The organism is Kamptonema formosum PCC 10802 (assembly GCF_000332335.1).
GTDB lineage: Bacteria > Cyanobacteriota > Cyanobacteriia > Cyanobacteriales > Oscillatoriaceae > Oscillatoria.
In genome coordinates this window covers 688,375-706,030 of sequence record NZ_KB235948.1, presented here as the reverse complement: position 1 = coordinate 706,030, position 17,656 = coordinate 688,375, and the positions used below count along the sequence as shown (strand labels likewise).

Sequence of the window (17,656 nt, the reverse complement as noted above, 5' to 3'; positions counted from 1 at the left end):
AGAAACCCGGTTTCTTGAAGAAACCGGGTTTCTGTAAAAGGCTAGGGAATATAGTGCACAGATATTTGGCAGATAGGTTATGAAAACAGTTACAGATCGCACGTCCGCATTATTCGTTAGCTTGGCTTTGCTGCTGGGAGCCTGCGGTTCGGGTCAGACCGGCACAAGTTCCAGCACGGCTGCCGGTACAGGTGCCGGTTCTAAGACGGCTATTCCCATAGGCGTTGCCCTGGCGCAAACCAGCAACGTCGCCCTGCTGGGTCAGGAGGGGGTAGCCGGTGCTAAAATTGCTGAGAAATATTTTAATGATAAGGGCGGTGTTGACGGCACTCCGATTAAATTGGTGATTCAGGATACGGGAGGAGATGAAGCCGGCACGATCAATGCCTTCCAAACCCTGATCGCTCAAAGTAAAGTCGCTGGCATTGTGGGCCCCACCCTGTCGCAGCAAGCCTTTAGTGCTGACCCGATTGCAGAGCGAGCAAAAGTGCCGGTGATCGGAGCCTCGAATACGGCGAAAGGCATTCCGGAAATAGGGGATTACATCGCTCGCGTTTCCGCGCCGGTGTCTATCGTCGCCCCCAATTCGGTGAGAGCGGCGCTGAAACTCAACCCGCAGATTAAGAAAGTTGCAGTCTTCTACGCACAAAACGATGCGTTTAACAAGTCGGAGACTGAAATATTTCAGCAAACAGTTAAGGATCAGGGACTGGAAATAGTAACGGTTCAGAAGTTCCAAACCACTGACACGGACTTCCAAACCCAGGCGACAAACGCGCTGAACCTGAATCCTGATTTGGTGATTATTTCGGGGTTGGCTGCAGACGGCGGCAACTTGGTGCGGCAATTGCGGGAGCTGGGTTATAAAGGTGTGATTGTTGGCGGAAATGGTTTGAACAGTTCTAATATTTTCGCCGTCTGCAAGGCGCTCTGCGATGGGGTTCTGGTTGCGCAAGCTTACAGCCCGGATCACTCGAATGAGATTAATAAGGCGTTCCGCGAAGCTTATGTGAGTGAGTATAAGAAGGAACCGCCGCAGTTTAGCGCCCAAGCTTTCGCAGCGGTTCAGGTGTTTGTGGAGGCGCTGCAAGCTTTGGATAAGAAGTCTGATGTCAGCAAGATGCCGCTGGAGCAGCTGCGGACAGAACTGAACAAGCAGCTGCTGGCTGGAAAGTACGATACGCCTCTGGGTGAGATTTCTTTCACGCCGGTGGGGGAAGTCATCCAGAAGGATTTCTATGTGGCGCAGCTGAAGGTGGATGCGGACGGAAAGAATGGTAAATTTGCCTTTTTGAAGTAGCGGATAAGGGGATGCAAATGCAGGATTACAGGTGCAAACTTGCTAGTTTCCTGGCGATTATAAATCGCGGCTATACAGACATAGACGCGCCAGCGGCTTCCCGAAGGGTAGCCCGCCTGCGCGGGCTAATTGCGCCTCGTTTTCCCCTCGTTTTACCTTCGTTTCCAGGCGGAGCCTGGGGACGGAGGTCAGCCGGCGGAGCGGGTCTTTTGTTAGTTCTGCTAGCAGGTTGCGGTCAGGCGAACACCGGCACGCCTCCCAAAGTCACTTCTATTCCTATTGGGATTGCGGTGGCGCAAACGAGCAATATCTCTCTCATCGGTCAAGAACAAGTGGCTGGGGCGAAAATTGCTGAGCGGTATTTTAATGAGCGCGGCGGGATAAATGGGACGCCGATTAAACTGGTGTTTCAAGACACCGGCGGCGATGAAGCGGGAGCGGTGAATGCTTTCCAAGCGCTGATTGCTAAGGATAAAGTTGTGGGGATTGCCGGTCCGACAACTTCCCAGCAGGGTTTTAGCGCTTTGCCGGTTGCGGACCGGGCAAAAGTGCCGGCTGTCGCGCCGTCTGCAATTGCCAAAGGGATTCCGGAGATTGGGGAGTATGTTTCTCGCGTGACTGCCGGTCCGGAAATGGTGGTCCCTCAAGCAGTTAAGCAAGCGCTGAAAATTAATCCGCAGATTAAGAAAGTTGCGGTGTTTTATGTTCAGGATCAAGAGGCGCTGGTCTATGAGGCGGGGGTGTTTGAAAAAACGGTTAAGGAGCTGGGGCTGCAGCTGGTAACTGTGCAAAAATACCAGGGCGCGGATACGGATTTCCAATCTCAGGCGACGGCGGCTATCAATTGGCAACCGGATCTGGCAATTATTGCCGGTCATCCTGTAAATGGGGGCAATTTGGTGAAGCAGCTGCGACAGCTGGGCTATAAGGGGTTGATTGTTGGGGGGAATGGGTTCAACAGTTCTAATGTATTTGCTGTGTGCGAGAAGCTCTGCGAAGGGATTCTGGTTGCGCAGTATTACAGTCCTGAGCGGGAGAGCGAGATTAATGCTGCGTTCCGAAGTGCTTACAGGAATGAGTACAAAAAAGACCCGCCGCAGTTTAGCGCTCAAGCTTTTACGGCTGTTCAGGTGTTTGTGGGAGCGCTGCAGGCTGTGGGGGAGAAGGGGGCAATTTCTGAGATGCCGGTGGATAAGCTGCGGGTGGAACTGAACAAGCAGTTGCTAGCGGGAAGGTATGAGACGCCGGTGGGTGAGATTGCTTTTACCCCTGAGGGGGATGTTATTCAGAAGGAGTTCTATGTGGCACAGATTAAAATGGATGCGGATGGGAAGAGCGGGAAATTTGCTATGATAAAATAGTGGCTGGGAGTCAAGGTGTAAGCTGCTAGGTTCCAGGCGATTGAAAAATACTGTTGGCGAATCGGTGAGGGGTTAGACTTCTGGCGAGTTGGCCAGGTTCCTGGCGATTGGAAATCGCGGCTATACAGACGAAGCCCGCCTTCGCGGGCTAAGAGTAGAGCGAGACTCTCACAATCTGCGCAGTTTTTCATCCTCCCAGCTTGAGCTGGGAACGAGGAAACTTGGGGGTGGGGTCTTACCCCACATCAAGCACGCCAACAGTCTCTTGAAATCGCAGCTATACAAACAAAGCCCGCCTGCGCGGGCTAATTTTGACTCGCGCTGCACTCACTTGCGGTTGAAAATGTAAAATGGATCTAACTATATTTTTGCAAAACTTCCTAAATGGCTTGTCGATTGGCAGTGTTTATGCCATTTTTGCCTTGGGATACACGCTGATATTCTCTATATTGGGGATTATTAATTTCGCTCACGGGGCGATTTTTACCCTGGGGGCGTATTTCACTTACTCGCTGATGGGAGGGAAGTTTGGGTTTAATGGATTGCTGGCGAATGCCGCGCTGCCGGTGCAGCTGCCATTCGCACCGGCGCTGATTTTGGGCAGTGCGCTGGCTGGGTTGGTTGGGGTTGGGGTTGAGCGGATTGCTTTTCGCCCTTTGCGGCGCAGGGGTGCTGACTCGCTGCTGACGGTGGTTTCTAGTTTGGGTGTGGCGCTGGTTATTGTCAACCTTATCCAGTATTTGGTTGGCGCGGAAAGCTACACGTTTCCAGCAAATACTTACGGGAATTTGCCGGCGGCGATTAATTTTGGCACGGCGGAGAAACCAATTCCCATCCGCAGCGTGCAGGTGGTGATTTTTGGGGTGTGTGTGGTGAGTCTGGCAATCCTCACTTATTTTATCAACGCCACCAAGTTTGGCAAGGCGATGAAGGCTGTTGCGGAAGATACGACCACGGCGTGTTTGCTGGGCATCAACACGGATTTATATATTGTGCTGACTTTTTTTATCAGCAGTTTCTTTGCTGGGCTGGCGGGGACTTTGGTCGGGTCTAGTGTGAGTATTGCCGGCCCCTATTTTGGGATTGCCTTTGGGCTGAAGGGTTTGGCGGTGATTGTGCTGGGCGGTTTGGGGAGTATTCCCGGTGCGGTGCTGGGCGGTTTGGCGATTGGGCTGGTGGAAGCGTTTGTGCCGGCAGATTACTCGGCATATAAGGATGCGGTTGCCTTTGGAATTTTGTTTGTGATGCTGTTAGTCAGACCCCAAGGTTTGCTGGGTCGCCAGCTGATTCAGAAGGTGTAGTGGGCAGGCGAGACGCCGGTGCTACGTCATTTTTGGGTGGGACAGGCGAGACGCCTGTCCTACGCCTTTTTGGGGGACAAATTCCTCATCAATAAAACGCGGCACCCCCAAAGAGAGAAAGCCATCTGGGACAATGGCGCGTTTGTCAGGGTGATAGTAAAGCCCCATTTTAGCGCCAAAAAACCAATCGGTGCGGTTCGCCCACACGAGCGCCAGAATCGCTTCCAGCAGACCGGGAATCAAATGTTGCAGTTGATTGCCCAAAGGAGTGCCGTCAGAATCGGGTAAATCTTCCGCAGAGGGCCAGTAGAGTTGCGGGTTGTACTCTGACATGATAGCGTTGGCAGTAACTGATAATTTTATTATAGTTTGTACCCTGAATCGCTATGGATGGATTTTTGTCAACCTACGGCTTTCTCATCGTATCGATGCTGCTGGGGGCGCTCATGGGGCTGTCCCTGTACTTGCCGCTGATGGCGGGGCAGCTGTCTCTGGCCAGTCCGGGTTTCTATGCTTTGGGCGGGTACATTGCGGCAATTCTGTCAACCAAGGTTTTCCCCAGCACCGGCAGTCAATTTCCCCTGACTTTGCTGCTTTTGGAGATGCTGGCTGCCGGTGCGGTCTGCGGTGTGCTGGGTGTTGTGGTGGGGATACCGGCACTGCGATTGCGCGGGATTTATTTGGCGATCGCAACGATTGCCTTTGTGGAAGTCCTGCGCGTACTCTCTCTCAATTTGGAGATCACCGGCGGCGCGGTTGGCATTTTCGGCATCCCCCAACCCTTTGCAACTCCTATCGAGTATTTGTGGGTGGCGGTTCCTTTGCTGCTGGCTAGTATGGCTGTCCTCTACCGGCTGGAGCGCATCCGCGCGGGACGAGCGTTTATCGGGATTCGCGAGGACGAGCTGGCTGCCGGTGCGATGGGTATCAATCCGACTTACTATAAGGTACTGGCATTCACGCTGGGCGCTATCCTGGCGGGGGTGGTGGGTGCTCTCAGCGCCCACTTTCTCAATACCTGGAACGCCCGCCAAGGCACCTTTGACGCCAGTATTGTTTACTTAACTTCGGTGCTGATTGGTGGGAGCAGAACGTTTTTGGGACCGGTTTTGGGGGGGATGGCATTCACCGCACTTCCAGAAGTGCTGCGAGGGCTCGCCGACACCCCAAACTTGCCCACCGCTCTGGCGCAATTCCTGCGGGACGGTCGCCTGATTGTTTTCGGAGTGCTGATCGTCTTGGGAACGATTTTTTTCCCCCAAGGTTTGGTAACGCCCGATTTATTTAGACAACGCAATCGCAGCCACAAACAGCAGATTAAAGCAGAAAAATGAGCCAAGAAAACTTCGCGACAAACAGCCCGGCTGGGGCGAGTGAGCGATTGCCCTCAGCAGAGGAAAAGAAAGGGCCGGCGCAAAACCCGCCCCTGCTGGAGGCGAAAGAGCTGACTCGCCGCTTTGGGGGGTTGGTCGCTGTGAATAAGGTGTCCTTCACCGTACATAAGCACGAGATATTTGGGCTGATTGGCCCGAACGGCGCGGGGAAAACAACCCTGTTTAATACGATCACCGGCCTAATCCAGCCTTCGAGCGGGAAGCTGCTCTATCAAGGCAAGAAAATTACCCGGCTCCGCCCCCACCAAATTGCCGCTAGAGGCATCGCGCGAACCTTTCAAAATATTCGCCTGTTCGGAGAACTCTCGGCGCTGGAAAATGTTAGTATCGCCCGCCACACTCACATTAAAAGTACGGTGTTGCAAGGGGTGCTGGGTTTGCCACCGGCTCCCCTTGAGGAGCGACAAACGAAGCAGAAAGCCCTGGAGTTGCTGGAACTGGTTGGCTTGCGCGATCGGGCTGAGGAAAAAGCCAAGAATTTTGCTTACGGCGATCAGCGCCGGCTGGAAATTGCCCGCGCCCTCGCCCTAGAACCGCAAGTCTTGCTGCTCGATGAACCGGCTGCCGGTATGAACCCCAGCGAGAAGCACCAGCTGAGTGAATTTATTCGGGAAGTGCGGGACCGATTCAATTTGACGGTTATCTTGATTGAGCATCACGTCCCCCTGGTGATGGGTTTGTGCGACCGCATTGCTGTCTTGGATTTCGGCCAGCTGATTGCTTTGGGGGAGCCCTCTGTGGTGAGAAATGACCCGGCTGTGATTGAAGCCTATTTGGGAGATGAGTAGGAACCGCAGATGAACGAAAAACCTGTACCGCTGCTAGAGATTGCCAACCTTTCTGTCAGCTATGGCGGCATTGAAGCCCTGCAAAATATCAATATTGCGGTCAATGTTGGGGAGGTTGTTACCCTGATTGGTGCCAACGGGGCGGGAAAAAGCACGACGCTGCGGGCTATTTCCAAAATCGTCACCCCGCGCGCCGGGAAAATTATTTACAGTGGGCGCGACATCACGCGCCGGCAACCTCACGAGGTGGTAAAATTGGGCATCGCCCACAGTCCTGAAGGGCGGCGAGTCCTGTCTCGGCAAACTGTCGAGGTGAATTTGGAATTGGGGGCTTACATCCGCTCGAATGCGTCTGAGGTGAGGGCGGATATGCAGCGCCAATTTGAGATTTTCCCGCGTCTGAAAGAGCGCCGGCACCAGCTGGCGGGAACGCTCAGCGGCGGCGAGCAGCAAATGCTTGCGATCGCCCGCGCTCTGATGAGCCGGCCAAAATTGTTACTGCTCGATGAGCCCAGTCTCGGTTTGGCACCGGCGATCGTGCGCGAGATTTTCTCAATTATCGAAAATCTCCGCGCCACCGGCGTGACGATTCTCCTGGTTGAGCAAAATGCCAATCTCGCTTTGCAAATTGCCAATCGCGGCTATGTTCTGGAAGCCGGTGGCATCACCCTCTCTGGCGCAGCGCAAGACTTGCTCAAGGATGAGCGGGTTAAGCAGGCGTATCTGGGGTGAGCCTGTTGAAGAGACGGGATAAATCCCATCTCCGATTTATCCCGTCTGGCTGTTTGCCAGAACGGTGTGCCAGAAACCCGGTTTCTTAAAGAAACCGGGTTTTTTAGTACCCGGTATATCATATCATGTCCTTGAACTACTGCAACCGCTGGTCTGCCGATTCTCAATGCCCCATGCCCCATGCTCAATACCCAATCCCCCAACTTTAGTGTATCATTAAGATGTAAAATCGTTTTCAGCACACTAACTAGGTTTAGCTTATGGCACTCGAACTGAAAGTCCCCTCGATGGTCTGTCAGGGCTGTGTGGACACCGTTACCAAAGCCATCAAAACGGTTGACTCCGATGCCGGTGTGAATGTGGATTTGGATCAAAAGACTGTTTCCGTGGAATCTCAAGTCTCGGAAGAGTCAATTAAACAGGCGATCGTAGCTACAGGTCACACGGTAGAGTAATATCGTGTCCGCTTGCATGGGTTTTGTGTGCCGTACCTTGTAGGGGCGGGTTCTGCCAAGACATTTCTGGCACAGATGCAGAAGATGAATAAACCCGCCCCCACCCAGGGCACAACAACGGTGCTACCGGACATGATATAACGGATTCCCCCCACTAAGCGACAAGCGCTCTAGTGGGGGGAATTCTATTTTGGTAGCTCTCCTTTGTCCGCACAACACAATCGCTCCTCCTTGCGCTAGAATAGAAACATCAATTCGATGGGTCTTCTTTGGTTATGGTTTCGCAAATTGAATCTCCCACAAAACCAGAGGTCATCTACCCCGACAGTGACGGACAGCCAATGGCAAATAATACCGAACAATTTCGCTGGCTTGTGGCGGTCGAGCAGAATTTGGAATCGCTGTATGCAGACGATCCGAACGTATTCGTAGCCGGTGATTTGTTTTGGTATCCCGTGCAGGGGAACAGCAAAATTTTCACCGCTCCCGACGTGATGGTGGCGTTGGGACGCCCCAAGGGAAAACGCCTCTCCTACAAGCAGTGGGAAGAAGGTAACGTAGCCCCCCAAGTTGTGTTTGAAATTCTCTCTCCCAGCAACACGCAGGATGAGATGGATAGGAAATTGGTGTTTTACGAGCGGTATGGCGTGGAGGAGTATTACATTTACAATCCCGCCAACAACCAGCTCAGGGTTTGGCTGCGCGGTGAAGCCGGTTTGGATTTAATTGAGTCAGTGGATTCATGGGGGAGTCCTCGCTTGGGGATTCGGTTTGATTTATCTGGCGAGGAATTACAGATTTACCGTCCTGACGGAACGCCATTTTTATCCTACCTTGAGATTGAGAAGCTTCTAGAGCAGGAGCAACAGCGAGCCGAGCAGGAACGCCAGCGAGCCGAGCAGGAGCGCCAGCGAGCCGAGCAGGAACGCCAGCGAGCCGAGCAAGCCGCGCAACAGATGGCAGAAATGGAGGAGTTGTTGAAGCGCTATCGAGATCGCTTTGGGGATTTGCCCGAGTGAAAAGGGTAAGAAACCGGGTTTCTTTTACTGGGTCAGTTGACATGTAATTGCCCCACAAGAAACCCGGTTTCTGGCAGGGGTTAAGAGTGTATTTTTCCCGCCAGTAAATCATTCAATTGCACAAAACTATAAGAAGCGTGGAATAATTTTTCTCGCTCCTTTTCTCTCGCTTCTAACTTACCAGAGATTTCACATAAACGCGATCGCACCGGCGAGTTTCCACGCCCGTCGCCGGCTGGTATCCGCTGCTTTCATACAGCAGCACGGCTTCTTTGAGCACGCTGGCGGTTTCAATCCAGATATGGGTGAAGCCACGCGCTGCCACCGCACTCTCCAGCTGTTGCAGCAAAAACCGGCCCAACCCTTGCCCCCTCACCTGCGGGAGCAAGTACATCTTGCGGATTTCCACAGCATTTTCGCCCCGCGAAACCGGATAGTAAGCGCCGGTGCCCACCAGCAATCCCTGCTGTTCTATCACCCAGAATTCGCCGCCGGTGGCTTGATAGAACTTCTCCACCTCCAGCACGTCTATATCCGCACCGGCAGCCTCCCAGCCCAAGCCATACTCTGCGAGGACAGAGCGAATCACCTCCGCAGCGCGGGCGCGATCGCCCTCCTCCCAGGAACGAATTACAAAATCGCGATAATCTGTTTTCATCAGCTGTGTGGAATTTGTCAAGATGATAAGCTGTTAGGCTAATATAGCGGTTCTCAGTTGGATGAACTATGGCCAGAAACCCGGTTTCTTAAAGAAACCGGGTTTCTCAGTACCTCACTAATATGAGAAACGCTATAATGCTGCTTTTTGGAGAAAGGAGGCAGAGCCTCCAAAACTGCGTTCCCAGGCTGTAGGGGCGGGTCCCCGTGCCATTGGTGTCAACTTAAGCTCCTGGCGATTGAAATCGCGGCTATACAAACGAAGTCCGCCTTCGCGGACTTAAGAGAAGAGCGGGACTTTTCAAACCCGCGCAGGCGGGTTTGGTCTGTGTAGCTGCGGTTTCAACCGCCCAGAGACTGCGGGACACAGCTTAAGTTGACACCAGTGTTTCCCGTGCCCGCCCCGGAACGAGGGTAAGATGATATCATAATCTAAAATCCAAAATCCAAAATCCAAAATCCAAAATTAACTGTGGATTCTCGGTTGCGGGTGCAAAGTTGCCAGCAGCTGGCTTTCTACTGTGGCTAATTCTTCCAGTCGCTGAGTCACTTCCTCTCGCTCAAAGTAAGTCGTTGCCAAAATCCAGTATGCCCCGTAATGACGCGCCTCAGACGCCATCAAACCGCGATAAAACTTGGCCAGTTCTGGGTCGGGACAGTGGGTGCCCAGAAGTCCCAAGCGTTCGTGACTGCGAGCTTCTATCAAACCGGCAACCAGCAAAGAATCCAGCAGACGCCCCGGTTCTTGCCGGCGAATTTGCGCATTCAAACCGGCACCGTAAGGAGGGGGCTGCAGGGGTCCGAGAGGAACGCCCCGCCGCTCTAGCCACTGGTTAACTTGCTCGAAATGTTCCAGCTCCTCTCGCGCAATTGCGGTCAGCACCCGCACCATCTTCGCATTAGAAGGATAGCGAAACATCAAATTCAGCGCCACACCGGCAGCCTTGCGCTCGCAGTGAGAGTGATCCAGCAAGATAGGGTTCGGGTTGGCAATCGCTTGCTCAAGCCATTCCCGTGAGCTGGGCTGTTTCAGGAATTTTATCGTTGGAAGTGTCGGAGATTCCACGGTCACAAATCGCTGTTATAGCAATAAACAGTAAGTTTAGGACATGGGCATTGGGCAATGCCCAATGCCCAATGCCCAATGCCCAATGCCCAATGCCCTATTCCCTATTCTATCCTAATTGCAGAAATTTTTCCACGCAGCGGACAAAGATTTCCACCCCCATGCCGAGAGCTGTTTCGTCAAAATCAAAGCGGGGGTGGTGGTGGGGGTAGCTTAAATTCATCGACAGGTTTGCCGACCCCAAGAAGAAATAGCAACCGGGCACTTCTTGCAAAAAGAACGACATGTCCTCGCCGCCCATTGTTTGGCATTCCGGCACAATGCCGGCGGGAGTTTCGACCACTGATGCCGCCACACTGCGCACCAGTTCCGCCATTGCCGGATCGTTGAGCACCGGCGGATAGAGCGGCTTGTATTTTAGCTCGTAACTCGCCCCCTGGCTGGCGCAAACACCGGCAATAATCTGCTCCAGTCGCTGCGGCAGGAGTTTCCCTAATGCTGGGTTGAAATACCTCACCGTCCCGCCGAGTTCCGCTGTGTCGGCAATCACATTCACCGCTGTGCCGGCGTGGAATTTCCCGACCGTCACCACTGCCGATTCTAGCGGAGCAACATTGCGGGAGACTATCGTTTGCAAGGCGTTTACCACTTGCGCCGCCACCACAATCGAGTCAACCGTTTGGTGGGGAAGTGCTCCGTGCCCGCCTTTCCCTTGAATTGTGCAGTAAAACGTTTCTGTGGCTGCCATCAGCGCCCCGCTGCGAACCCCTACAGTGCCGACGGGAATAGTGTTCCACAGGTGCAAGCCAATGATAGCGTCTGCATTTGGATTTCTCAGCACCCCCGCTTCAATCATCGGCTTCGCGCCGCCGGGACCTTCTTCTGCCGGCTGGAAGATGATTTTCACCGTGCCGGTGAAGGTGTGCCGGTGCTGGGAGAGATAGCAAGCCGTGCCGAGGGCGATCGCAGTGTGTCCGTCGTGCCCGCAGGCGTGCATGATGCCGTCGTGGGCGGAGCGGTAGGGCACGTCGTTCTCTTCCTGAATCGGCAGGGCGTCCATATCCGCTCGGATGGCCAGCACCCGTCCCGGCTGGCCGCTGTCAATCGTGGCCACAATGCCCGTTTTGGCGATGCCGGTTTGGTGTTCGATGCCCCATTCTTGCAACTTTTGCGAGACAAACTCCGCTGTCAGTTGCTCTTGGAAACCGAGTTCCGGGCGCTGGTGCAGGTGTCTGCGCCACTCGACTAAGCGCTGTTGCAAGTTTTCAACTGCCGGTCGCAGCTGACATAGCTTAACAGAAGTTGGAGTGATGGAGGGAGCGCTCATTGTGTAACTGTTTACAAAATTTACTTGAGTTTATCTAAATTAACATTTTTGTAAGGTTTCCGCCCAGAGCAAAAATACGGAATTATACCAGAAAAGTCAGCAGACGATCGCATTTTATCGCTGGCCGGCGGCTGTCCGCGAACCAGGAGAAAAAGGGAGCCGGTTCAGGCGCAGAGGGCGAGCGCCAGAGTGCTCCTCACTTAGTTTGCCGGTGGGGTTGTGCCGGCGCTGCGCAGCGCGTGGGATGAACTCTTCTCTTTCCCTCTATCCCCCTTGGTTTTCTGGGGTTCTTCTGGGCAAGCCGGTAAGGGCTTGACAGGGTGCTGACTTCTGTGCTATTAATCAGACAAGTGGTGAGATAAATCTAGACTTTGCAGCTAGTAGCATTTTTCTGGTTGATTAAGCATCAATGGCTCAAAGCAAAAGGACGAAAACCCTTATTCAGCGCCTGGAATCTCGTCAGCTCGATTGGTTTAAGTCCACCGAGGACTTATACAACCAAGTGACGGGTTTCTATTTGCTGCTGCTTTTGGACAAAACCCATTTACTTGCTTTGAGCCAAAAAAGTGCTTTATCTGAACTAGAAAGATTGACCATCGTAGGAACAGACCGGCCAGAACCAGAATTCTTATTGCCCTGGAGCATTCCAATGCCTCTGCGTCGGGCCTGCATCAATCAAGCTTATGGCGCAGCCAAGTCTTTCCACACAACCTATCAGAAGTGGCAGCGGCGCAAGGCTGACAGTTTAGCCAAGGGCAAAAAATTCACGGAACGCCCCCCTGTGCCTCCCCGACAGTGGAATTGGAAACCCACATTCTATTCAGGAACGCACAAAGAGTACACCGGCAACACGATAATGCTCAAACTCTGGACAGGTTCCTCCTGGGCTTGGGTTAAATTCAAGTTGCGGGGCAGACAGATTCCTGATGGGTGGAAGCGCGGCTGTCCTCACGCAGTTATTAAAGGTCAGAGAATTGAACTTCACTTTCCAATTGAACTAGAGTTTGAACGCCCACAAAAAGCACTAAAACAAGCTCAAAACTAGGGTTTTAGAATCTGCGATCTGGATCTAAACATTAACGAACATTTAGCAGTCTGCACTATACTTGACAGCAACGGCTAGCAAGTAGCCACGCGATTCATTAAGGGCGGAGCCGACTTGTCACGCCGCAGGAAGCGCTGTTTGGGTAAGGTGGCAACTCAACGTCGAAAAACCGGAATCATTGCCAAAGCCGAACAGGATAACAAAGCCTGGTGGGCTAAGCTCCGTCATATCGATGAGTGTGAAGCCCACAGGGTGAGCCGGCGCATTGTAGATTTTGCGATGTCTCAAGGGGCCAATATTGTTGTATTTGAACATCTCAGTCACTTTAAACTCTTTGCTCCCAGCACCACCGGCAATCTTCCGAGCTCGAACGATGAACCTCTGAACTCGAACGATGGAGTTCCGAACTCGGTTTGCAGAACGCCCAGTCGCCTCTCTACCGAACGATGGCTCATGGTTCGCCCTCACCGGCACCCGCTGCAAAGCACCCCCTCACGCCGGTGCTCCCTGCAAACAGCCGCTAAAAAAGCCACCCCCAAAAGCCGGCACCCTTCTGCAGTAAGCTTGTCAACTTCACACTCTGTGCCGGTGGTTTATTTTGAAAGTCTCCCTCTACTCTTAGCCGGCGAAATAGAAGTAGGGTGCGTTCCCCTTTGGGGAACGCACCCTACAAGATCCGGCAACAGACTGTCAACACCGGCTCTCGTAAATGTTCCTTCAACGCTTCCCTAGTTCCCAAATCCACAGAACAGCCTAAAATCTCCTCTAAATAGTCCTGCCCCTCGAAAAATCCCAGCCCAACAGGCCGGTCAAACTCCACCAAAAAGTCCACATCACTGTCTGCATTCGCCTCATCCCGCGCCACTGAGCCAAACAGCTCCAACGACTTCACCCCCATTGCCCGCAATTGCTGCCGGTGTGCTGCCACAATGCTCAAGCTTGCAGGAGGAAAAACCGGGCAGATTTTGAGAGTCTCGCTCTACTCTTAGCCCGCGAAGGCGGGCTTCGTCTGTATAGCCGCGATTTCAATCGCCAGGAACCTGGCTAATCGCCTAGGAACTAGCTGTAGGTCTAACCCCCCGTTAATTCGCCAACAGTCTCGTGGCAAATTGCTCGCTATCGCCTGCGCTGCAACTTCTTCCACCGATTTATTTGACAGCTTCGCCATCTCCGCCAGCTGCCTGAACACCGATACCGGCAAATCCACTGTTACCCTCCGCGTAGACATCTCTCACCACTTCCCCCCCAAAAAACCTCTTCAAATTCTACCTCAAAATCGCCCCACCCATCCCGCCCCACCAAACCCTTCCCCCGCAAGCCGGTGCCATTCCCAACTAAACCTGCAACTCAGCCATCAGCACAGTCGGGTCCCAGTAAGCCCGCACCGTTTGAATCAGCCCCCGCGCATCTATCTCAAACAAATCAATCCCTTCAAACCTCACCTCCTGACCGCTTTTCCCAATCCCCCTCCCCGTCCACTTCACCGCCACCTCATTATCCGAAATATGGACAAAATCTTCCGTCAGCCCCACCGTTTCAAAGGCACTGACAATGTTCGTAAAAAACAGCCGCAGCGTTTCGTGCCCTTGGAGTGCCGGCGTCCCCACCGGCTGGTAACTCGCCACATCTTCCGCCATCGTAGCCAACCACGCCCCCACATCCATTGCCCGCGTGGCAGCATAGTAGTCTGTGATAACTTTTTGAATCAATTCTATTGACATATCGCTCATCCTATGTTATTATTAATATAATATCTCCAAACCCAAAACCTCACCCCCCAAAAGACGTAGGACCGGCGGGACGCCGGTCCCCCGCCGGTCCCCCGCCGGTCCCGCCCCTGTCCCGCCCCTGTCCCGCCCCGCAAGACGTAGGACAGGCGTCCCGCCTGTCCCCCCTGTCCCTCGCCGGTCCCTCGCCGGTCCCTCGCCTCTCCCCCGCTTCCCTGTCCCAGCTTCCCCCCCAACACAGTCATAAAACAGTAACAAGCAAGATATTGTGGATCAGAGGCACCCTCGAACATCGAGACTGCCCCTCTCACTTTCGCTCAACCGTCAGTCCATTCAATCCATGAAATCCTATCTCGCCGCCGCCATCCAAATGACCAGCACAGCTGACCTGGAAAAAAACCTGGTTCAGGCAGAAGAACTCATAGATCAAGCCGTGCGTCGCGGTGCCGAGTTGGTGTGCTTGCCAGAGAATTTTTCCTTCATGGGCGAAGAAAAAGAGAAAATCGCCCAAGCAGAAGCCATCGCCACTCAGAGTGAAAAATTCCTCAAAACAGTGGCCCAGCGCTTCCAGATCGCCGTCTTGGGCGGTGGCTTCCCCGTGCCGGTGGACACCGGCAAAGTCTACAACACCGCCCTGCTGATCGATCCCACCGGCGCAGAACTCGCCCGCTACCAGAAAGTCCACCTGTTTGACGTCAACTTGCCAGACGGCAACACCTATCAAGAGTCCAGCACCGTCAAAGCCGGCACCCAACTCCCCCAAGTCTACTCCTCTCAACAGCTGGGCAACATAGGGCTCTCCGTGTGCTACGATGTCCGCTTCCCAGAACTGTACCGGCACCTCTCCCACCAAGGAGCCCAAATCCTGTTTGTCCCAGCCGCCTTCACCGCCTACACCGGCAAAGACCACTGGCAAATCCTCCTGCAAGCCAGAGCCATTGAAAACACCTGCTACGTCATCGCACCGGCACAAACCGGGCGGCACTACGCCCTGCGCCAGACACATGGCCACGCCATGATTATCGACCCCTGGGGCGTCATCCTCGCCGATGCCGGTGACACCCCCGGAGTGGCGATCGCAGAAATTAAGCCGGCACGCCTGGAGCAAGTCCGCCGGCAGATGCCCAGCTTGCAGCACCGGGTTTTTGTCTGAAGGGCATGGGGGCAGCGGGCAATGGGGGCATCGGGCATGGGGCATTGGCAATTCCCCCCACTCCCCTACCCAACCCCTCACCCCTCACCCCTACCCCCCACCCCCTACCCGCTAATCTCTATCCCTGTCATAGATTTTTAACAAAGCTTGCCCTGCAGGCTTTTACTAATAAACTTGTACATTGGGATAGAAGATTTACTGCGGAACGAATGATCGATTCGATTATCTGGGTGACTTCCTTAATGCCCAGCGTTTCATTCCCAGACGCCGGCTCCATCCCGCCCCTGCTAGCCACCGCCGAAGCAGCTGAAAGCTCAATGGTGCTGGCGGGAGTGCTGCTGAGCTTAGTCGTAATTTACCTAGCCAGCAAAATAGGCGGAGAGCTCTCCAACGCCCTCGGCTTCCCCCCTGTCTTGGGCGAACTGGTGGGCGGTGTGGTGGTGGGCGTCTCCGCCCTGCACCTGCTGGTGTTTCCCGAAGCCGGGATCGATAGTTCCAGCTCCGTGATTATCAGCTTCCTGCAAGCCACTGCCGGTTTGAGCCCCGCCGCAGCCGAAGCCACCTTTCAAGCCCAGAGCGAGGTGATTTCCGTCTTAGCCGAACTCGGCGTAATCATCCTCCTGTTTGAAATCGGTCTGGAATCCAACTTAAAACAGCTCATAGAAGTCGGCTTCCAAGCCACTGTCGTCGCAGTCGTCGGGGTGGCGGTGCCCTTTGCCGCCGGCACTGCCGGTCTGATGACCCTCTTTGGCACCCCCGCCGTGCCGGCAATTTTTGCAGGGGCGGCGCTGACTGCAACCAGCATTGGCATCACCTCCAAAGTTCTCTCAGAAATCCAGCGCCTGAATACAAGAGAGGGCCAGATTATCATTGGCGCTGCAGTCATCGACGACGTGCTGGGCATCATCGTTCTGGCGGTCGTCGCTAGCTTGGCCAAAACAGGCGTTGTGGACGTCACCAACGTCATCTACCTGATTCTCAGCTCCAGCATTTTCCTCCTCGGCGCAATCCTGCTGGGCAATTTTTTCAACAAAAGCTTTATCGCAATTGTCGAGAAACTCAAGACGCGCGGCGAACTCGTCATACCGGCACTGATCTTCGCCTTCGTCCTCTCCTACATTGGAGCCGTCATCCGCTTGGAAGCCATCCTCGGCTCTTTTGCCGCCGGCTTAGTCTTCGACGAAACCGACAAGCGCAAAGAACTGGAAAAGCAAATTAGACCGATTGCTGATATAATGGTGCCGATTTTCTTTGTCAGCGTCGGTGCCAGAACCAACCTCGGCGTCCTCAACCCAGCGGTTCCCAGCAATCGCGAAGGGCTGATTATTGCCACCTTCTTAATAGTCGTTGCCATCCTCGGTAAAGTCGTCACCGGCTGGGCGGTGTTTGGCCAGCCCAACATTAACCGCTTGGCCATTGGCATCGGCATGATTCCCCGAGGCGAAGTGGGGCTGGTGTTTGCCGGTGTTGGCACCGCCAGTGGCGTCCTCTCAGATTCCCTGAATGCGGCGATAATTATGATGGTGATCCTGACAACCTTTGTAGCGCCGCCCCTGTTGCGAGTCGTCTTTCAAGAACCCAAGGGCGCTGAGCTTCCCCAGCAGATAAAGTAAAGCGCCAATCTCTCCTTACTTTGCATCCAGAAAGAATCACCCTCGTTCCCAGGCTCCGCCTGGGAACGCTGCTCTGGAGGCTCTGCCTCCTTGAGGAAACATGCAGATTAAAAATCTAACAGTCTAGCATCCCCGGGCAGCACCCGGGAGCGAGAAAAAACCCAAAACCCATCAGCCGGCACCTCTAACCAACGTTCACTCCATCGGTATTGACATCGCCGGCACCGTAAACGCCCGAGGCGATGTCAACCAGCTTGTTCAGCGTCTCCAGATCGGGGACATCCCCTTTCAAAACCACCTTAGAGCCGGTTTGAGCCACCCACACGCGGTCGAGGTTGGCCACGTCTGGATTTTGGTCGAAGGCCAGAGCGACGCGCTTCGCCAGCCCGCTGTCGTCATATTCCCCTTCCAAGCCCAGCCGTTCTGGCGGGATACCGGGCTTTTGCGGTTCAGCCGGCACGGAGTAACCCTCAACAGTCGCCGGTTCAGTCTGGGGCTTTTCCAGGCCAAACAGTCTTTGTAACCAACCCATCGGTAATTCCTCCAATTTGGTTTGACAGAGCAGGTGCACCAGTAATTTGGATTCTGGCAAATAAACCTTATGATATGGTTAGAAACTTCTGAACGTCCGGTTATTAAAGATAAAATTAAGCCTTAGACAACCCTATGCCGGTCGAAAGCCGAGCCGCTCACCGCACCGGCAGCTTTTGGTGCAAGC

The 17,656-nt window shown here is 53.9% G+C and carries 21 protein-coding genes; 12 read left to right on the top strand and 9 right to left on the bottom strand.

Annotated elements, in window-relative coordinates:
* Positions 1-79: 79 nt before the first annotated feature.
* The 3 genes from OSC10802_RS0103105 to OSC10802_RS0103095 all read left to right on the top strand — a co-directional run bounded on the left by OSC10802_RS0103105 (position 80) and on the right by OSC10802_RS0103095 (position 3,962).
* Positions 80-1,300: an ABC transporter substrate-binding protein gene (locus OSC10802_RS0103105; protein WP_017715326.1), complete on the top strand. Its 1,221-nt coding sequence runs from the start codon at positions 80-82 to the stop codon at positions 1,298-1,300.
* Between the two features lie 209 nt (positions 1,301-1,509).
* Positions 1,510-2,661: an ABC transporter substrate-binding protein gene (locus OSC10802_RS0103100; protein ID WP_044170363.1), complete on the top strand. Its 1,152-nt coding sequence runs from the start codon at positions 1,510-1,512 to the stop codon at positions 2,659-2,661.
* A 350-nt stretch (positions 2,662-3,011) separates the two neighbouring features.
* The gene (locus OSC10802_RS0103095; RefSeq protein ID WP_017715324.1) at positions 3,012-3,962 is read left to right on the top strand and encodes a branched-chain amino acid ABC transporter permease; all 951 of its coding nucleotides are present in this window, start codon (positions 3,012-3,014) and stop codon (positions 3,960-3,962) included.
* A gap of 21 nt (positions 3,963-3,983) precedes the next feature.
* Here the strand turns inward: OSC10802_RS0103095 and OSC10802_RS0103090 are convergent, their stop codons facing one another.
* Complete coding sequence (locus OSC10802_RS0103090; RefSeq protein ID WP_017715323.1) at positions 3,984-4,295, bottom strand: Uma2 family endonuclease; 312 nt, start codon at positions 4,293-4,295, stop codon at positions 3,984-3,986.
* 53 nt (positions 4,296-4,348) lie between these two features.
* On the opposite strand from OSC10802_RS0103090, the gene OSC10802_RS0103085 reads away from it, so the two are divergent.
* The 5 genes from OSC10802_RS0103085 (at position 4,349) to OSC10802_RS0103065 (ending at position 8,350) form a co-directional block, all read left to right on the top strand.
* Positions 4,349-5,296, top strand: a complete 948-nt coding sequence (locus OSC10802_RS0103085) for a branched-chain amino acid ABC transporter permease (RefSeq protein WP_017715322.1) — start codon at positions 4,349-4,351, stop codon at positions 5,294-5,296.
* Complete coding sequence (locus OSC10802_RS0103080) at positions 5,293-6,144, top strand: ABC transporter ATP-binding protein (protein ID WP_017715321.1); 852 nt, start codon at positions 5,293-5,295, stop codon at positions 6,142-6,144. The genes OSC10802_RS0103085 and OSC10802_RS0103080 overlap by 4 nt, the downstream gene beginning before the upstream one ends.
* Before the next feature lie 9 nt (positions 6,145-6,153).
* Positions 6,154-6,876, top strand: a complete 723-nt coding sequence (locus OSC10802_RS0103075; RefSeq protein ID WP_017715320.1) for an ABC transporter ATP-binding protein — start codon at positions 6,154-6,156, stop codon at positions 6,874-6,876.
* A gap of 260 nt (positions 6,877-7,136) precedes the next feature.
* On the top strand, positions 7,137-7,331 hold the full coding sequence (locus tag OSC10802_RS0103070) for a heavy-metal-associated domain-containing protein (RefSeq protein WP_017715319.1): 195 nt from the start codon (positions 7,137-7,139) through the stop codon (positions 7,329-7,331).
* A 275-nt stretch (positions 7,332-7,606) separates the two neighbouring features.
* The gene (locus OSC10802_RS0103065; protein ID WP_017715318.1) at positions 7,607-8,350 is read left to right on the top strand and encodes a Uma2 family endonuclease; all 744 of its coding nucleotides are present in this window, start codon (positions 7,607-7,609) and stop codon (positions 8,348-8,350) included.
* Positions 8,351-8,522: 172 nt separating this feature from the next.
* Here OSC10802_RS0103065 and OSC10802_RS0103060 read toward each other — a convergent pair whose 3' ends face one another.
* The 3 genes from OSC10802_RS0103060 to OSC10802_RS0103050 all read right to left on the bottom strand — a co-directional run bounded on the left by OSC10802_RS0103060 (position 8,523) and on the right by OSC10802_RS0103050 (position 11,400).
* Complete coding sequence (locus tag OSC10802_RS0103060; RefSeq protein ID WP_017715317.1) at positions 8,523-9,008, bottom strand: GNAT family N-acetyltransferase; 486 nt, start codon at positions 9,006-9,008, stop codon at positions 8,523-8,525.
* 465 nt (positions 9,009-9,473) lie between these two features.
* Positions 9,474-10,073, bottom strand: a complete 600-nt coding sequence (locus tag OSC10802_RS0103055) for a MiaE family protein (RefSeq protein WP_044170360.1) — start codon at positions 10,071-10,073, stop codon at positions 9,474-9,476.
* Positions 10,074-10,182: 109 nt separating this feature from the next.
* Positions 10,183-11,400: a M20 metallopeptidase family protein gene (locus tag OSC10802_RS0103050; RefSeq protein WP_017715315.1), complete on the bottom strand. Its 1,218-nt coding sequence runs from the start codon at positions 11,398-11,400 to the stop codon at positions 10,183-10,185.
* 409 nt (positions 11,401-11,809) lie between these two features.
* On the opposite strand from OSC10802_RS0103050, the gene OSC10802_RS0103045 reads away from it, so the two are divergent.
* The gene (locus OSC10802_RS0103045; protein ID WP_017715314.1) at positions 11,810-12,445 is read left to right on the top strand and encodes a hypothetical protein; all 636 of its coding nucleotides are present in this window, start codon (positions 11,810-11,812) and stop codon (positions 12,443-12,445) included.
* A gap of 117 nt (positions 12,446-12,562) precedes the next feature.
* On the opposite strand, the gene OSC10802_RS48695 is transcribed toward OSC10802_RS0103045, so the two are convergent.
* A complete protein-coding gene (locus tag OSC10802_RS48695; RefSeq protein ID WP_017715313.1) occupies positions 12,563-12,760 on the bottom strand; it encodes a hypothetical protein in 198 nt (65 codons plus the stop codon).
* Between the two features lie 79 nt (positions 12,761-12,839).
* Between OSC10802_RS48695 and OSC10802_RS48690 the strand changes: the two genes are divergently transcribed.
* Complete coding sequence (locus tag OSC10802_RS48690; protein ID WP_155967352.1) at positions 12,840-13,007, top strand: hypothetical protein; 168 nt, start codon at positions 12,840-12,842, stop codon at positions 13,005-13,007.
* A 105-nt stretch (positions 13,008-13,112) separates the two neighbouring features.
* Here the strand turns inward: OSC10802_RS48690 and OSC10802_RS0103035 are convergent, their stop codons facing one another.
* From OSC10802_RS0103035 to OSC10802_RS0103020, 3 genes are all read right to left on the bottom strand, one after another.
* Positions 13,113-13,373 carry a nucleotidyltransferase family protein gene (locus tag OSC10802_RS0103035; protein ID WP_369797053.1) on the bottom strand — a complete coding sequence of 87 codons (261 nt, stop codon included), beginning with the start codon at positions 13,371-13,373 and terminating at the stop codon, positions 13,113-13,115.
* 406 nt (positions 13,374-13,779) lie between these two features.
* The gene (locus tag OSC10802_RS0103025) at positions 13,780-14,175 is read right to left on the bottom strand and encodes a nuclear transport factor 2 family protein (RefSeq protein ID WP_017715310.1); all 396 of its coding nucleotides are present in this window, start codon (positions 14,173-14,175) and stop codon (positions 13,780-13,782) included.
* Positions 14,172-14,417, bottom strand: coding sequence for a hypothetical protein (locus OSC10802_RS0103020; RefSeq protein ID WP_155967351.1), 246 nt, complete (start codon positions 14,415-14,417; stop codon positions 14,172-14,174). The genes OSC10802_RS0103025 and OSC10802_RS0103020 overlap by 4 nt, the downstream gene beginning before the upstream one ends.
* A 95-nt stretch (positions 14,418-14,512) precedes the next feature.
* On the opposite strand from OSC10802_RS0103020, the gene OSC10802_RS0103015 reads away from it, so the two are divergent.
* Both OSC10802_RS0103015 and OSC10802_RS38485 read left to right on the top strand, forming a co-directional pair.
* Positions 14,513-15,325 carry a carbon-nitrogen hydrolase family protein gene (locus OSC10802_RS0103015; RefSeq protein WP_017715308.1) on the top strand — a complete coding sequence of 271 codons (813 nt, stop codon included), beginning with the start codon at positions 14,513-14,515 and terminating at the stop codon, positions 15,323-15,325.
* 209 nt (positions 15,326-15,534) lie between these two features.
* Entirely contained in the window at positions 15,535-16,938 is a 1,404-nt protein-coding gene (locus tag OSC10802_RS38485; RefSeq protein ID WP_017715307.1) for a cation:proton antiporter, read from the top strand.
* A 184-nt stretch (positions 16,939-17,122) separates the two neighbouring features.
* Here the strand turns inward: OSC10802_RS38485 and OSC10802_RS0103005 are convergent, their stop codons facing one another.
* A complete protein-coding gene (locus OSC10802_RS0103005; RefSeq protein ID WP_026098119.1) occupies positions 17,123-17,470 on the bottom strand; it encodes a BON domain-containing protein in 348 nt (115 codons plus the stop codon).
* Positions 17,471-17,656: the final 186 nt, after the last annotated feature.

Bases quoted from the DNA above. Each gene is read 5' to 3' on its own strand.
- OSC10802_RS0103085 (WP_017715322.1), top strand. From the start codon at position 4,349: ATGGATGGATTTTTGTCAACCTACGGCTTTCTCATCGTATCGATGCTG.
- OSC10802_RS0103070 (WP_017715319.1), top strand. From the start codon at position 7,137: ATGGCACTCGAACTGAAAGTCCCCTCGATGGTCTGTCAGGGCTGTGTG.
- OSC10802_RS0103045 (WP_017715314.1), top strand. From the start codon at position 11,810: ATGGCTCAAAGCAAAAGGACGAAAACCCTTATTCAGCGCCTGGAATCT.
- OSC10802_RS0103015 (WP_017715308.1), top strand. From the start codon at position 14,513: ATGAAATCCTATCTCGCCGCCGCCATCCAAATGACCAGCACAGCTGAC.
- OSC10802_RS0103020 (WP_155967351.1), bottom strand. From the start codon at position 14,417: ATGACTGTGTTGGGGGGGAAGCTGGGACAGGGAAGCGGGGGAGAGGCG.
- OSC10802_RS0103005 (WP_026098119.1), bottom strand. From the start codon at position 17,470: ATGGGTTGGTTACAAAGACTGTTTGGCCTGGAAAAGCCCCAGACTGAA.
- OSC10802_RS48690 (WP_155967352.1), top strand. From the start codon at position 12,840: ATGGAGTTCCGAACTCGGTTTGCAGAACGCCCAGTCGCCTCTCTACCG.
- OSC10802_RS0103080 (WP_017715321.1), top strand. From the start codon at position 5,293: ATGAGCCAAGAAAACTTCGCGACAAACAGCCCGGCTGGGGCGAGTGAG.
- OSC10802_RS38485 (WP_017715307.1), top strand. From the start codon at position 15,535: ATGATCGATTCGATTATCTGGGTGACTTCCTTAATGCCCAGCGTTTCA.
- OSC10802_RS0103105 (WP_017715326.1), top strand. From the start codon at position 80: ATGAAAACAGTTACAGATCGCACGTCCGCATTATTCGTTAGCTTGGCT.
- OSC10802_RS0103065 (WP_017715318.1), top strand. From the start codon at position 7,607: ATGGTTTCGCAAATTGAATCTCCCACAAAACCAGAGGTCATCTACCCC.
- OSC10802_RS0103060 (WP_017715317.1), bottom strand. From the start codon at position 9,008: ATGAAAACAGATTATCGCGATTTTGTAATTCGTTCCTGGGAGGAGGGC.
- OSC10802_RS0103095 (WP_017715324.1), top strand. From the start codon at position 3,012: ATGGATCTAACTATATTTTTGCAAAACTTCCTAAATGGCTTGTCGATT.
- OSC10802_RS0103025 (WP_017715310.1), bottom strand. From the start codon at position 14,175: ATGAGCGATATGTCAATAGAATTGATTCAAAAAGTTATCACAGACTAC.
- OSC10802_RS0103050 (WP_017715315.1), bottom strand. From the start codon at position 11,400: ATGAGCGCTCCCTCCATCACTCCAACTTCTGTTAAGCTATGTCAGCTG.
- OSC10802_RS48695 (WP_017715313.1), bottom strand. From the start codon at position 12,760: ATGTTCAAATACAACAATATTGGCCCCTTGAGACATCGCAAAATCTAC.
- OSC10802_RS0103075 (WP_017715320.1), top strand. From the start codon at position 6,154: ATGAACGAAAAACCTGTACCGCTGCTAGAGATTGCCAACCTTTCTGTC.
- OSC10802_RS0103090 (WP_017715323.1), bottom strand. From the start codon at position 4,295: ATGTCAGAGTACAACCCGCAACTCTACTGGCCCTCTGCGGAAGATTTA.